Consider the following 12,087-nt stretch of genomic DNA (forward strand, 5'->3'; position numbering starts at 1 on the left):
GTGGCGGGGTCTTGCGAGGGCATCATCGCGGCAGGCGCTCGATCTCCGCCCCCACGGCGGCCAGCTTGGCCTCGATGTGCTCGTAGCCGCGGTCGAGGTGGTAGACGCGGTTGACGATGGTCTCACCCTCCGCCGCCAGCCCGGCCAGCACCAGGGAGACGGAGGCGCGCAGGTCGGTCGCCATCACCGGGGCGCCGGACAGCCGGGGCACCCCGCGCACGATGGCCGAGGCACCGTGGAAGTTGATGCGCGCGCCCATGCGCGCCAGCTCCGGCACGTGCATGAAGCGGTTCTCGAAGATGGTCTCGGTGATCATGGAGGCGCCCTCGGCCACGCACATCAGCGCCATGAACTGCGCCTGCATGTCGGTGGCGAAGCCGGGGAAGGGCTCGGTCATCACGTCGGCGCCGCGCAGGCCGTTGCGGCGCGTCACCAGCAGGCCGGTGTGCGTCTCGGCCACGTCCACCCCGGCCTCGCGCAGCACGCGGGCCACGCTGCCCAGGTGGTCCAGCCGGGCGCCGTCCAGGTGCAGCTGGCCGCCGGTGATGGCGGCGGCGCAGGCGAAGGTGCCGGCCTCGATGCGGTCGGGCACGATGGGGTGGGTGGCGGGCAGCAGGGTGGCGCCGCCCTCGACGCGCAGCCGGTCCGTCCCGATGCCCTCGATGCGCGCGCCCATGCGCATCAGGCACATGGCCAGGTCGCCGATCTCGGGCTCGCGGGCGGCGTTGACCAGCTCCGTCTCGCCTTCCGCCAGGCAGGCGGCCATCAGCAGGTTCTCGGTGGCGCCGACGCTGACCTGGGGGAAGATGATGCGCGCGCCGCGCAGCCTGCCCCTGGCCTCGATGTAGCCGGCGTTGATCTCGATCTCCGCGCCCAGCTGCTCCAGCGCCTTGATGTGCAGGTCCACCGGGCGGGTGCCGATGGCGCAGCCGCCGGGCAGCGAGACGCGGGCGCGGCCGAAGCGCGCCAGCAGCGGCCCCAGCACCAGCACCGAGGCGCGCATCCGGCGCACGATGTCGTAGGGCGCCTCCAGCTCGGTCGCGGCGCCGGACATGGTCAGGGTGCGCGCGGCCTTGTCGTGCTCGACCACCAGGCCATGGTGGCGCAGCAGCTGCGCCATGGTGGCGATGTCGGCGAGGTCCGGCGCGTTGGTCAGCACCAGCGGGCCGTCGGCCAGCAGGGCGGCCGCCATCAGCGGCAGGGCGGCGTTCTTGGCGCCGGAGACGGGGACGGAGCCCTGCAGCGGGCGGCCGCCGCGGATGCGGATGCGGTCCATGAGGGGGGTCCTAGAGCCGGGGCAGGGCGACGCCGCGCTGGCCCATGTACTTGCCGGCGCGGTCGGCGTAGCTGACCTCCGGCGCGCTGTCGCCGCGCAGGAACAGGAACTGGCAGATGCCCTCGTTGGCGTAGACGCGGGCGGGCAGGGGGGTGGTGTTGCTGATCTCGATGGTCACCTGCCCCTCCCATTCCGGCTCCAGCGGGGTGACGTTCACGATCAGGCCGCAGCGGGCGTAGGTGCTCTTGCCCAGGCAGATCACCAGCACGTCGCGCGGGATGCGGAACACCTCCACCGTGTGGGTCAGCGCGAAGGAATTGGGCGGGATGATGCACACCGGCCCCTTGCGGGTGACGAAGCCGGTCTCGCTGAACTTCTTGGGGTCCACCACGTCGTTGTCCACGTTGGTGAACACCTTGAACTCGTCCGCCGCCCGCGCGTCGTAGCCGAAGGAGGACAGGCCGAAGGAGATCACGCCCTCGCGCTTCTGCGCCTCCACGAAGGGCGCGATCATGCCGTGCTCCGTCGCCATGCGGCGGATCCAGTGGTCGGGCATGATGGGCATTCAGCGGTCCTTCGGCGGCTCGTCCGTCTCGCGGGGGGGATTAGACCCTTCCGGCAGGTTCCGTCCATCGGCAGGCTCCGCCGCCGCGGGTCCGGCCGGCCCGGCCGCGCGGGCGCGGGCCTGGGCCTTGCGGCGCCGCAGGTTCTCCCGCAGGGCGGCGGCCAGCCGGGCCTCGCGGTCGTTCACCGGGGCAGGCACAGCACGTCCTCATGGCCGACATGCGCGGCCAGCCGGCCCGCCGCCGCCTGGTCGCGGCGGGCGTCGCGCCAGTCCAGCACGCGGCGCCAGTCCCGCTTCTCCCAGCGCAGCGCGGCCTCGGCGTGGCCCTCGGCCAGGGCGCCCGCCATCTCGCCGTCGCGGCGGTGGATGGCCCAGGGGCTGGGGGCGCGGTGGATGGCGTAGCCCCGGGCGGCGAAGGCGCGGGCGATGGCGGCCGGCGCCGCCGCGCCCAGCGCCATCCCGCCGAAGCCCTTGTCCCGCCGCTGGTCGCGGGCGAAGCCGCGGGCCACCAGCGCGTCGGCCGGGTGCGGCGGGGTGAAGCGCTCGCGGCCGGTCACGTTCAGCGCGGCGTAGAAGGGCAGGCGGTGGCGGGCCAGCGCCTCGGCCAGGCGATCCAGCCAGGCCTCGCTCACCAGGTCGCACAGGGCCGAGCAGGTGACGGCCTGCACCTTGTCCAGCGGCAACCCCTCCGGGGCGCGGCGCAGGTCCACCAGCACGCCCTCGATGCGCCAGGCGCCGGCGGGGGCGTGCACCAGCAGCGCCTTCCTGCCGGGCCAGGTGGCGGCCCAGCCCACGGCCCAGGCGGCCTCCTGCATCTCGTCGAAGGCGCGGGCCATCAGCTCCGCGTCGGCATCCGCCAGCGTCCAGGATTGCGGCTTGCGGATGTAGTGCGCCAGCCAGCGCGTCAGGCTGCCGGTGCCGGCGCCCAGGTCCAGCAGGTGCGGGCGGGCCGTGGCCAGCCGCTGCGCCAGCAGCCGCGCCAGCGGCTCGGCGCGGGCGGCGGCGTCGTGCGGTTCCCGCAGGGACAGCCAGTCGCCGTCGAAGCTCTCAGCCATGCGCCTTCTCCACCTCGGCGGCGAAGCGCGCGGCGCGGTCCTCCCAGCGCGGCAGGCGCTGGCCGGCGGCCCAGGCGGCCTCGGCCATCTGGGCGCGCAGGCCGCGGTCGAGGATGACGCGGCGCATCCCGCGCGACAGGCTGTCGTGGTTGCCCGGCGCGGCCAGGATGGCGGCGCCCGGCCCGGCGACCTCGGCGATGGCGCCGCCGGTGCACAGCGCCAGCGGCAGGCCGCGGGCCTGGGCCTCGGCGGCGGCCATGCCATAGCCCTCCCAGTGGGTGGCCAGGGCGAAGAGGTCGGCGGCCTGGTACTCGGCCTCCAGCGCCTCGCCGTGCAGGGCGCCCAGGAAGGCGACGCGCTGCGCCAGCCCCAGCTCCTCCGCCAGGGCGCGCAGGGTGGCGGCGTGCACCGGGTCGGCTGGCGGGCCGGCGATGCGCAGCGCCCAGTCCAGGTCGGTCAGCCGCGCCAGCGCCCGCAGCAGCACGTCATGGCCCTTGCGGGGCGTCAGGCTGCCCACCGACAGGATGCGGCAGCCGTCGCCGCCGCTGCCGGGGGCGCGGGAGGCGGGGTCGGTGCCGGGCTCCACCACGCCGACCCGCGCCGGGTCGGCGCCCAGCTCCGGCAGGCCGCGCGCCGTCATCGGCGAGGTGGCGACCAGCCGCGCCACCCGGGCGAACAGCGGGCGCTCCAGCGCCGCCAGGGCCGCGCGGTCCTGCCCGGCCTCCAGGCTGGTCGGGTGGTGGATCAGCGCCACCGCGCGGGCCAGCGCCGGGTGGGCGGGGTCGGCGGCCGGCAGGCCCAGCCCGTCCAGCACGGGGGTCTCGTCCGCGGCCAGCCGGTCCAGCGCGGCCGCCATGGCGGCGCGGGCCGCCGCGTCGGGCAGGGGGAAGCGCCCGGGCAGCTCCTCCACCCGCACCGCCACGCCCAGCGCCCGCAGCCCCGCCAGCAGCCGCCGGTCATAGGCGTAGCCGCCGGAGGTGGCCGAGAGCGGCGCCGGGACCAGGAAGGCCAGGCGCATCAGATTTCGGCTTCGTAGGCGGCCCAGGCGACGTGGCTCTCGCGCAGCAGCACCTTGATGGCGCTCACACCCTGGCCGCCCGCGCCCAGCGTGCCGTCCTTGCAGGCGGCGGCCAGCAGGCCGTGGATGTGGAAGGCCAGGTGCTCGGTGGTGGTGTTCTGCCCGGCGAAGGCGGCCTCCTCGTCCAGGTTGCGGTAGTCCATGGCGGCCAGGACCTTGCGCAGCTCGTCCTTCGCCAGGCCGATGTCCACCAGCAGGTTGGCGTGGTCCAGCCTGGGCGCGCGGAACTCCGCCTCCACGATGAAGGTGGCGCCGTGCAGGCGCTGGGCCGGGCCGAACTCGGCGCCGCGGAAGGAGTGGGCCACCATGATGTGGTCCACGACGGTGAGGCTGAACATCAGGAAGCGTCTCCGTAGGTGACGACGGGGCAGAGGGGTTGCGGCGCCCCCGGCGGCGGGTCCAGCACGGCGCCCAGCCGGGCCGGCAGCTCGCGGAACGGGATGAACGGGCCCAGCAGCGCGTCCAGCCGGGCATCGGCCAGCAGGGACAGCGCCAGCGCCATGCGCTGCGCGTGGCTGCGCCGGCCCCGCATGGCGGGCGCCACGCTGCCCACCTGCGTCGAGAGCAGGCGCAGCCGGCGCTGGTGGAACGCGGCGCCCAGCGGCAGCGCGGGCTCGCGGTCGCCGAACCAGCTCGCCTCGATGATGCGCGCCTCGAAGGCGGCGCGGTCCAGCGCGAGGCGCAGCCCGGCCTCGCTGGCGCTGGCGTGGACCAGCAGCTCCTGCCCGTCCGCCACCTGCTCCGGCGCGGCGAAGCGGGCGCCGAGCGCCTCGGCCACGGCGCGGCGGGCGGGGTCGGTGTCGGTCACGGTGACCTCCATCCCCGGGATGCGCGCCAGCAGGAAGGCCGCCAGCAGCCCCACCACCCCCGCGCCGACCACCAGGGCGCGCTCGCCCGGCAGGGGCGCGGCGTCCCACAGGAGGTTGAGCGCCGTCTCCATGTTGGCGGCCAGCACGGCGCGGTGGTCGGGCACGGCGTCGGGAATGGCGGCGCACAGCGCGGCGGGCAGGCCGAAGCGCGCCTGGTGCGGGTGCAGGCAGAACACGCGCTGCCCGTGCTGGTCGCGGCCCACCACGGCGTAGCCGTACTTCACCGGGAAGGGGAAATCGCCTTCCTGCATCGGCCCGCGCATCGCCGCGTGCTGGGAGGGGGGCACGCGGCCGTGATGCACCAGCCGCTCCGTCCCGCGCGAGATGCCGGAGCAGATGGCGGTGACGACGCGCTCGCCCTGCGGCGCGGCGCAGGGGCGCAATTCCGCGACGCCGGGGGCGACGTGCCAGAGCGCGCTCATCGCAGCGCCACGTCGAACAGCATGTCGGGCTCGATGGGGTGCGGGGTCCAGGCGAAGCGCAGGCCCTCGTGCACCGTCGCCACCTCCGGCAGGTCGAAGGCGGGGCGGCCGCTGCCCAGGATCATCGGCGCCACCGTGACGTGCAGCCGGTCCAGCAGGCCGGCGAGCAGGAAGCGCGAGACGGTCTGCCCGCCGCCCTCGACGAAGATGCGCGCGCAGCCGCGCGCGCGCAGCGCCGCCAGCAGGGCCGCGAGGTCCAGCGGGGCGGGCAGTTCCAGCACCTCGGCCGTGCCGTGGGTGGCGGGGCCGGGCGTGGTGGCGACCAGCAGGCTGGGCGCGCCGTCGCTGAACACGCGGTGATGCGCCGGCAGGCGGCGCCTGGGATCGATCACCACCCGCAGCGGCGAGGGGCCGGGGACGAGGCGCGTGGAAAGGCGCGGGTCGTCCTCGCGCACCGTGCCGGCGCCGACCACCACCGCCTGGCACAGCGCGCGCAGCCGGTGGGTGTGGCGCAGGTCGCCGGCGCCGCCGATCCATTGGCTGTGGCCGGCGCGGGTGGCGATGCGCCCGTCCAGCGTCTGCGCCAGCCGGCCGACCACGCAGCCGCCGGGCGCCAGCACCGGCGCGAACAGCGGCGCCAGGCTGCCGGCGCGCGAGGGCTCGCCCGCCAGCAGCGCCTGCCATTCCGCGTCGGGGGGCGCGCCGTCCATCGGCGCGCTTCTGTCAGGCGCGGGTGGCCACGGCAAGGGCCGCCGCCTGGCGCGGCGCGCGCAGGCCGCCCGAGCGCGCGTAGCCCGGCGCGGCGTTCAACGGCCGCGCCGCGCCGGCGATGGCCTCGATGACGCGGGACTGCAGGGCGATGGCGTCCTCCAGCAGCTTGCGGTTCTCCTTGCCCAGCGCCTCCAGCGCGGCGGCCAGCTTCTCGGCCTGGAGGCGGGTGTCGCCGGCGGCGCGGGCGCGGGCGCGGGTGGCCGCGGCGGTGGCGGCGGCGAAGGCGTCGGAGGCCTGCATCTTGTGCTGCGCCATGGCGGCGGCGCGCAGCAGGTCCTGCGCGGCCAGGGCCTCGTTCTCCTGGCGCAGCGCCTCGGCGAGGCGTTCACCGGCAGCGATCACGGCGTCCATCATGGGCGATTCTCCTGGGGGGTGGTTGAGGCTTCCTGAACCCGCAGCATGTGCCGCAGGACCATGTCCTGCAGGCCCAGGCCGCGTCCGGAACGGGCGGCGGCGGCGCTGAACGCCTCCACCAGCATGGGCTTCCACTGCGCCTCGGCGCTGCCGCCGCCGAAGGGCGAGCGGGAGGCGTCGGCGGCGGCGAAGGCGGGCTGCAGCAGCTGCGCCATCACCTGCGCCTCGAAGGCCTGGGCCGCCTGGCGCATGCGCGCGGGCGTCTGGGCGCCGCCGGAGGGCGGGGTGGGGAGGAGGCCGGGCAGCATCAGCGCACCTCCAGCTCGGCCTGCAGCGCCCCGGCGGCGCGGATGGTCTGCAGGATGGTGATGAGGTCGCGCGGGCCGACGCCCAGGCTGTTCAGCCCGCGCACCAGCTCGGCCAGGGTGACGCCGCTGGGCAGCACGCCCATGCGGCGCTCGTTCTGGTCATCCACCTCGATGCCGGTGCGCGGCGTCACCACCGTCTGCCCGCCGGCCAGGGCGTTGGGCTGGGACACCTGCGGCGCCTCGGTGATGCGGATGGTGAGGTTGCCCTGCGCGATGGCCACGGTGGAGACGCGCACATTCGCCCCCATGACGATGGTGCCGGAGGCTTCCTCGATCACCACGCGGGCCACCTGGTCGGGCTCCACGCGCAGCTGCTCGATGTCTGTAAGGAAGGTGACGGGGTCGCGGCCGCCCAGGCTCAGCAGCACGGTGCGCGGGTCGGTGGCGCGGGCGGCGCCATTGCCGGCGGCGCGGTTCACCGCCTGCGCGACCCGACGCGCCGTCGTCAGGTCGGGGTTGCGCAGGGACAGGCGCACATGGTCGCGCCCGGCCAGGGTGTAGGGAATCGCGCGCTCCACGATGGCCCCGGCGCTGATGCGGGCCGAGGTGGGAACGCCGCGCTGCACGGAGGCGCCGGCGCCGCGCGCCGCGATGGCCCCCGTGGCCACCGCCCCCTGCGCCACGGCGTAGACCTGCCCGTCCGCGCCCAGCAGCGGCGTGACCAGCAGCGTGCCGCCGGTGAGGTTGGAGGCGTCGCCGAGCGAGGAGATGCTGATGTCGATGCGCGAGCCGGGCTGCGCGAAGGCCGGCAGGTTGGCCGTGACCATCACGGCGGCGACGTTGCGGGTGTCCAGCCGGGCCTCGTTGTCGCGGGTGTTCACGCCCAGGCGCTCCAGCATCCCCACCAGGGACTGGCGGGTGAAGATGGCGGTGCGCAGCCGGTCGCCGGTGCCGGGCAGGCCGACCACCAGGCCGTAGCCGACCAGCTGGTTGTCGCGCACGCCCTCGATGTCGGCGATGTCCTTGATGCGCACGGGCTGCGCCGCCGCGGGCCACGCCGCGCCAAGGCTGAGCAGGAGTGCGAGCAGGAGGGTCTTCACCATCGCTTCACCGGTTGCGGCGCATGGAGAAGCCATGCCCCACGCAACCTTCCGCAAGCGCCGTGCCAGCCACGCCCCGGGTGGGGGGCGGCGTTTCCTGCCGGGTCAGGGCCGGCGCTGCCGGGGGCGGGCGTGATCCGCCCGGTCGGCGGGCCCGCGCCCGGCCCGGCCGGGGTGGCACGGGCCCGGCGCGCCGGTGGCTTCCACCTGCCGGCCGACGCCGCCGCCGCGGCCGGCGGGGTGGCTGGCACCGCGGGGGTGGGGGCGCTGTTCGCCATGCAGGAGGCGCTGACCCCGCGCGAGCGCGACGATGCCGCGCAGCGCCGCGGCCAAGCGCTGCTGGAGGAGATGGAGGCGCTGCGCCGGGACCTGCTGCGCGGCGCGATGCCGGCGGCGCGGCTGTCCCGCCTGGCCGTGCTGGCGGAGGGCGAGGCCGGGGCCGACCCGGCGCTGCGCGAGGTGGTGGAGGCGCTGTCGCTGCGGGCGCGGGTGGAGCTGGAGCGCCATCGCATTCCAGGGAACGGAAATTCAGCGTAAAGTCATGCAGTTGTTGCAAACGGGCACTTGGCTTGCCCGGTGGTGATGCGTATGGTCCGCCCGCCCCGGGTTGGGTGTCCGGCGCCGGGCCGGGCCGAAGAGCGGGGCGAGGCAAAGGTCCAGATGGTCGTCACCCTTCCTCCCGATTATCGCCCCTCCGACGACGAAGAGTTCATGAACGCGTTGCAGCTGGAGTACTTCCGCCAGAAGCTGCTGCGCTGGCGCCACGAGCTGCTGCGCGAGGCGGGCGTGACGCTGAACTCGCTCTCGGCCGGCGGCATCTCCGAAGCGGACCTGACCGACCGCGCCAGCGTCGAGACCGACCGCGCGCTGGAGCTTCGCACGCGCGACCGCGCGCGCAAGCTGATCAGCAAGATCGACCAGGCGCTGGAGCGCATCGCCCACGGCGCCTACGGTTACTGCGAGGAAACGGGCGAGCCCATCGGCCTGCGCCGCCTGGAGGCGCGCCCGATCGCCACCATGAGCATCGAGGCGCAGGAGCGCCACGAGCGCATGGAGAAGGTGCACCGCGACGATTGAGCGCGCCCTGGCCCTGACGCGACGAAGGCCCGGCCCCTTGCGGGGACCGGGCCTTCTTCTTGTCCGGCCGGAGGCGCGTCAGAGCCTGACGCGCAGCCAGTTGCCGATCTCGCCCACGATGCCACGGCGGAAGGCCAGCACGCAGAGCACGAAGATCACGCCCTGGATCACCGTCACCCAGGCGCCGAACTCGGCCAGGTAGTTCTGCATGGTGATGATGACGGCCGCCCCCACCACGGGCCCGAAGATGGTGCCCAGGCCGCCGACCAGCGACATCAGCACCACCTCGCCCGACATGGTCCAGAAGACGTCCGTCAGGGTGGCGATGCCGAACACGATGGACTTCAGCCCGCCCGCCACGCCGGACAGCGCGGCGGAGAGCACGAAGGCCACCAGCTTGTAGTCGTCGGTGCGGTAGCCCAGGGAGGTGGCGCGGGGCTCATTCTCGCGGATGGACTTCAGCACCATGCCGAAGGGCGAATGGATGGTGCGGTGGATGAACAGGAAGCCGAGAAGGAAGATGGCCGCCGTCACCCAGTACATGCTGAGGTCGCTGCCCAGCGGCACCGCGCCGAACAGGTTGCCGCGCGGGATGGACTGGATGCCGTCCTCGCCCCCCGTGAAGGGCGCCTGCACGCAGAAGAAGTAGACCATCTGCGCGAAGGCCAGGGTGATCATGGCGAAGTAGATGCCCTGGCGCCGGATGGCGATCCAGCCGATCACCAGGCCCAGCGCGGCGCCGACCAGCCCGCCGATGAGGATCGAGACCTCGGGCGTGAAGCCCCAGACCTTGGCGGCGTGGCCGGCCAGGTAGCCGCCCATGCCGAAATACGCCGCATGCCCGAAGGAGAGCAGGCCTACATAGCCGATCAGCAGGTTGAAGGCGCAGGCGAACAGCGCGAAGCACAGCACCTTCATCAGGAAGACGGGATACAGGAAGAAGGGCGCCACCAGCAGCACCGCGCACATCACCCCGAAGGCGATGAGCTGGGTGCGGGTGAAGCCGAGGAAGGCGGGCGCCTCCTGCTTGAAGTCGGTGCCCTCGAAACCGCCGGGAGCCGCCATGTCTCAGGCCCTCCCGAACAGGCCGGCCGGCCGCGTGAGCAGCACGATGGCCATGACCACGAAGATCACCGTGGCCGAGGCCTCGGGGTAGAAGACCTTGGTCAGCCCCTCGATGATGCCCAGCCCGAAGCCGGTGACCACCGAGCCGAGGATGGAGCCCATGCCGCCGATCACCACCACGGCGAACACGATGATGATGAGGTTGGAGCCCATCTGCGGGTTCACCGAGTAGATGGGCGCCGCCAGCACGCCGGCGAAGGCCGCCAGCGCCACGCCGGCGCCGTAGGTCAACGTCATCATCCGGGGCACGTTGATGCCGAAGGCCTGCACCAGCGCCGGGTTCTCCGTCGCCGCGCGCAGGTAGGAGCCGATCTTGGTCTTCTCGATCGCCAGCCAGGTGGCGATGCAGGCCACCAGCGCGACGATCACCACCCAGCCGCGATAGACCGGCATGAACATGAAGCCCAGGTCCCAGGCGCCGGTCAGCTCGGCCGGGATGCGGTAGGGCAGGCCCGAGGAGCCGAACTCGTTGCGCACCAGCCCCTCGATGATCAGGCCGACGCCGAAGGTCAGCAGCAGGCCGTAGAGGTGGTCGAGCTTGTAGAGGCGCGAGATCATGGTCTTCTCGAGCAGCACGCCGAAGGCGCCGACCAGCAGCGGCGCCAGCAGCAGCGCCCACCAGTAGCCCAGGCCCAGGAAGTTCAGCAGCAGCCAGGCCACGAAGGCGCCCAGCATGAACTGGGCGCCGTGCGTGAAGTTGATGACGTTCAGCATCCCGAAGATGACGGCGAGGCCGAGTGAGAGGAGCGCGTAGAACGCCCCGTTGATGAGCCCCAGCAGCAGCTGCCCGAACAGCAGCGGTGCGGGGATGCCGAAGATGTCATCCATGCGTCGTTGTTACCCCCTGACCAGCGGGCAATTCCCCTCGGCCATGGGGCGGAATGCCTCCTCGGCCGGGTTCGTCGCCACGAGATTGTAGTAGTCCCAGGTGCCGCGCGACTCCCGCGGCGTCTTCACCTGGTAGAGCATGGTCGGATGGATCTTGCGCCCATCCGGCCGGATCCGGCCCACGCCGAAGGCGTCGTCGTCCGTTCCCATCGCCTTCATGCGCTCCACCACCGCGCGGCCATCGGCCTTGGCGGCGGCGGCGCCCATGGCGGCGGCGGCCTTCAGGTAGTGGACCGTCGCGCCGTAGCAGCCGGCCTGCACCTGCGCCGGCATGGCGCGGTTGGGCATGCGCGGCTGCACGCGCTGGCTGAAGGCGCGGGTGCGGTCGTTGCTGTCCCAGTAGAAGCTTTCGGTCAGCAGCAGGCCCTGCGCGGTTTCCAGGCCCAGGCTGTGCACCTCCATGAAGGACATCAGCAGGCCGGCGATCTGCATGTTGCGCGTCAGCCCGAACTCGCGCGCCTGCTTGATGCAGTTGGCGGTGTCGGTGCCGGCATTGGCCAGCGCCAGCACCTTGGCGCGGCTGGCCTGGGCCTGCACCAGGAAGCTGCTGAAATCCGTGGTCGCCGGGAACGGGTAGCGCGCGGCGCCCAGCACCCGCCCGCCGGCCTGCTCGACGAAGGCGGAGGTGTCGCGCTGCAGCGCGTGGCCGAAGGCGTAGTCGGCGGTGATGAAGAACCAGGTGTCCCCGCCCGAACGCGCCAGCGCCGCGCCCGTGCCCTTGGCCAGCATGTAGGTGTCGTAGGTCCAGTGCACCGTGTTGGGCGAGCAGGCCGGGCCCGTCAGGTCGCTGGTCGCCGCCCCGCTGTTCAGGAACAGCTTGTTCTTCTCCCGCGCGATCTGGCTGATGGCCAGCGCGACGGAGGAGGTGGGCACGTCCACCACCGCGTCCACGCCCTGGTCGTACCATTGCCGGGCGATGTTGGCGCCCACGTCGGGGCGGTTCTGGTGGTCGGCCTGCAGCACCTCCGCCTGGATGCCGAGGCGGGAGGCGAACTCCATCACCGCCTGCTGGGTGCAGACGGCGCTGCCTGGCCCGGTGGGGTCGCGATAGGGGCCGGACATGTCGGTGAGCACGCCCAGGCGCAGCGTGGCGCCCTGCTGCGCGCGCAGCGCCGAGAAGGGCAGCGTGGTGGCGGCGGCGGCGCCGGCCAGAAGGTGACGTCGGTTCATCGGGTTTCCTCCCTCAAGGAGGGGCGGCA

At 73.8% G+C, this 12,087-nt stretch carries 16 protein-coding genes; 2 read left to right on the plus strand and 14 right to left on the minus strand.

The genetic code is table 11. The features are described 5' to 3' along the window. Nucleotides 1-22: 22 nt before the first annotated feature. The 11 genes from murA to ACI6QG_RS04170 are packed head-to-tail and all read right to left on the minus strand — an operon-like array spanning nt 23 to nt 7,801. On the minus strand, nt 23-1,276 hold the full coding sequence (gene murA, locus ACI6QG_RS04120) for a UDP-N-acetylglucosamine 1-carboxyvinyltransferase (protein WP_407023294.1): 1,254 nt from the start codon (nt 1,274-1,276) through the stop codon (nt 23-25). 10 nt (nt 1,277-1,286) lie between these two features. Beyond that, nucleotides 1,287-1,841 carry a dCTP deaminase gene (gene dcd / locus ACI6QG_RS04125; RefSeq protein WP_407023295.1) on the minus strand — a complete coding sequence of 185 codons (555 nt, stop codon included), beginning with the start codon at nt 1,839-1,841 and terminating at the stop codon, nt 1,287-1,289. Next, nucleotides 1,842-2,027, minus strand: a complete 186-nt coding sequence (locus tag ACI6QG_RS04130; protein WP_407023296.1) for a hypothetical protein — start codon at nt 2,025-2,027, stop codon at nt 1,842-1,844. Then, nucleotides 2,024-2,896, minus strand: a complete 873-nt coding sequence (locus ACI6QG_RS04135) for a class I SAM-dependent methyltransferase (RefSeq protein ID WP_407023297.1) — start codon at nt 2,894-2,896, stop codon at nt 2,024-2,026. Before ACI6QG_RS04135 ends, ACI6QG_RS04130 begins: the two co-directional genes overlap by 4 nt. Then, the gene (locus tag ACI6QG_RS04140; protein ID WP_407023298.1) at nt 2,889-3,914 is read right to left on the minus strand and encodes a glycosyltransferase family 4 protein; all 1,026 of its coding nucleotides are present in this window, start codon (nt 3,912-3,914) and stop codon (nt 2,889-2,891) included. The genes ACI6QG_RS04135 and ACI6QG_RS04140 overlap by 8 nt, the downstream gene beginning before the upstream one ends. Further along, the gene (locus ACI6QG_RS04145; RefSeq protein ID WP_407023299.1) at nt 3,914-4,312 is read right to left on the minus strand and encodes a 6-pyruvoyl trahydropterin synthase family protein; all 399 of its coding nucleotides are present in this window, start codon (nt 4,310-4,312) and stop codon (nt 3,914-3,916) included. The genes ACI6QG_RS04140 and ACI6QG_RS04145 overlap by 1 nt, the downstream gene beginning before the upstream one ends. Next, nucleotides 4,312-5,265 (minus strand): zinc-dependent alcohol dehydrogenase, encoded by a 954-nt coding sequence (locus ACI6QG_RS04150; RefSeq protein ID WP_407023300.1) that lies wholly within the window; start codon nt 5,263-5,265, stop codon nt 4,312-4,314. The genes ACI6QG_RS04145 and ACI6QG_RS04150 overlap by 1 nt, the downstream gene beginning before the upstream one ends. Beyond that, the gene (locus tag ACI6QG_RS04155) at nt 5,262-5,975 is read right to left on the minus strand and encodes a RibD family protein (RefSeq protein WP_407023301.1); all 714 of its coding nucleotides are present in this window, start codon (nt 5,973-5,975) and stop codon (nt 5,262-5,264) included. The genes ACI6QG_RS04150 and ACI6QG_RS04155 overlap by 4 nt, the downstream gene beginning before the upstream one ends. Before the next feature lie 13 nt (nt 5,976-5,988). Beyond that, complete coding sequence (locus ACI6QG_RS04160; protein WP_407023302.1) at nt 5,989-6,390, minus strand: hypothetical protein; 402 nt, start codon at nt 6,388-6,390, stop codon at nt 5,989-5,991. Then, the gene (locus tag ACI6QG_RS04165) at nt 6,387-6,698 is read right to left on the minus strand and encodes a rod-binding protein (protein ID WP_407023303.1); all 312 of its coding nucleotides are present in this window, start codon (nt 6,696-6,698) and stop codon (nt 6,387-6,389) included. The genes ACI6QG_RS04160 and ACI6QG_RS04165 overlap by 4 nt, the downstream gene beginning before the upstream one ends. Beyond that, entirely contained in the window at nt 6,698-7,801 is a 1,104-nt protein-coding gene (locus ACI6QG_RS04170) for a flagellar basal body P-ring protein FlgI (RefSeq protein WP_407023304.1), read from the minus strand. The genes ACI6QG_RS04165 and ACI6QG_RS04170 overlap by 1 nt, the downstream gene beginning before the upstream one ends. 129 nt (nt 7,802-7,930) lie before the next feature. On the opposite strand from ACI6QG_RS04170, the gene ACI6QG_RS04175 reads away from it, so the two are divergent. Further along, entirely contained in the window at nt 7,931-8,335 is a 405-nt protein-coding gene (locus ACI6QG_RS04175) for a flagellar assembly protein FliX (protein ID WP_407023305.1), read from the plus strand. Between the two features lie 123 nt (nt 8,336-8,458). Then, nucleotides 8,459-8,875, plus strand: coding sequence for an RNA polymerase-binding protein DksA (gene dksA / locus ACI6QG_RS04180; RefSeq protein WP_407023306.1), 417 nt, complete (start codon nt 8,459-8,461; stop codon nt 8,873-8,875). Between the two features lie 78 nt (nt 8,876-8,953). Here dksA and ACI6QG_RS04185 read toward each other — a convergent pair whose 3' ends face one another. The 3 genes from ACI6QG_RS04185 to ACI6QG_RS04195 are packed head-to-tail and all read right to left on the minus strand — an operon-like array spanning nt 8,954 to nt 12,058. Beyond that, complete coding sequence (locus ACI6QG_RS04185) at nt 8,954-9,940, minus strand: branched-chain amino acid ABC transporter permease (RefSeq protein WP_407023307.1); 987 nt, start codon at nt 9,938-9,940, stop codon at nt 8,954-8,956. Between the two features lie 3 nt (nt 9,941-9,943). Next, nucleotides 9,944-10,828 carry a branched-chain amino acid ABC transporter permease gene (locus tag ACI6QG_RS04190; protein WP_407023308.1) on the minus strand — a complete coding sequence of 295 codons (885 nt, stop codon included), beginning with the start codon at nt 10,826-10,828 and terminating at the stop codon, nt 9,944-9,946. 9 nt (nt 10,829-10,837) lie between these two features. Next, nucleotides 10,838-12,058, minus strand: a complete 1,221-nt coding sequence (locus ACI6QG_RS04195) for an ABC transporter substrate-binding protein (RefSeq protein ID WP_407023309.1) — start codon at nt 12,056-12,058, stop codon at nt 10,838-10,840. Nucleotides 12,059-12,087: the final 29 nt, after the last annotated feature.

Source organism: Sabulicella flocculans (assembly GCF_045449635.1).
GTDB lineage: Bacteria > Pseudomonadota > Alphaproteobacteria > Acetobacterales > Acetobacteraceae > Roseococcus.

What these genes read in the sequence shown, in the direction of transcription:
- murA (WP_407023294.1), bottom strand. Translation starts at nt 1,276, where the DNA reads ATGGACCGCATCCGCATCCGCGGCGGCCGCCCGCTGCAGGGCTCCGTC.
- dcd (WP_407023295.1), bottom strand. Translation starts at nt 1,841, where the DNA reads ATGCCCATCATGCCCGACCACTGGATCCGCCGCATGGCGACGGAGCAC.
- ACI6QG_RS04135 (WP_407023297.1), bottom strand. Translation starts at nt 2,896, where the DNA reads ATGGCTGAGAGCTTCGACGGCGACTGGCTGTCCCTGCGGGAACCGCAC.
- ACI6QG_RS04140 (WP_407023298.1), bottom strand. Translation starts at nt 3,914, where the DNA reads ATGCGCCTGGCCTTCCTGGTCCCGGCGCCGCTCTCGGCCACCTCCGGC.
- ACI6QG_RS04145 (WP_407023299.1), bottom strand. Translation starts at nt 4,312, where the DNA reads ATGTTCAGCCTCACCGTCGTGGACCACATCATGGTGGCCCACTCCTTC.
- ACI6QG_RS04150 (WP_407023300.1), bottom strand. Translation starts at nt 5,265, where the DNA reads ATGAGCGCGCTCTGGCACGTCGCCCCCGGCGTCGCGGAATTGCGCCCC.
- ACI6QG_RS04155 (WP_407023301.1), bottom strand. Translation starts at nt 5,975, where the DNA reads ATGGACGGCGCGCCCCCCGACGCGGAATGGCAGGCGCTGCTGGCGGGC.
- ACI6QG_RS04160 (WP_407023302.1), bottom strand. Translation starts at nt 6,390, where the DNA reads ATGATGGACGCCGTGATCGCTGCCGGTGAACGCCTCGCCGAGGCGCTG.
- ACI6QG_RS04165 (WP_407023303.1), bottom strand. Translation starts at nt 6,698, where the DNA reads ATGCTGCCCGGCCTCCTCCCCACCCCGCCCTCCGGCGGCGCCCAGACG.
- ACI6QG_RS04170 (WP_407023304.1), bottom strand. Translation starts at nt 7,801, where the DNA reads ATGGTGAAGACCCTCCTGCTCGCACTCCTGCTCAGCCTTGGCGCGGCG.
- dksA (WP_407023306.1), top strand. Translation starts at nt 8,459, where the DNA reads ATGGTCGTCACCCTTCCTCCCGATTATCGCCCCTCCGACGACGAAGAG.
- ACI6QG_RS04185 (WP_407023307.1), bottom strand. Translation starts at nt 9,940, where the DNA reads ATGGCGGCTCCCGGCGGTTTCGAGGGCACCGACTTCAAGCAGGAGGCG.
- ACI6QG_RS04190 (WP_407023308.1), bottom strand. Translation starts at nt 10,828, where the DNA reads ATGGATGACATCTTCGGCATCCCCGCACCGCTGCTGTTCGGGCAGCTG.
- ACI6QG_RS04195 (WP_407023309.1), bottom strand. Translation starts at nt 12,058, where the DNA reads ATGAACCGACGTCACCTTCTGGCCGGCGCCGCCGCCGCCACCACGCTG.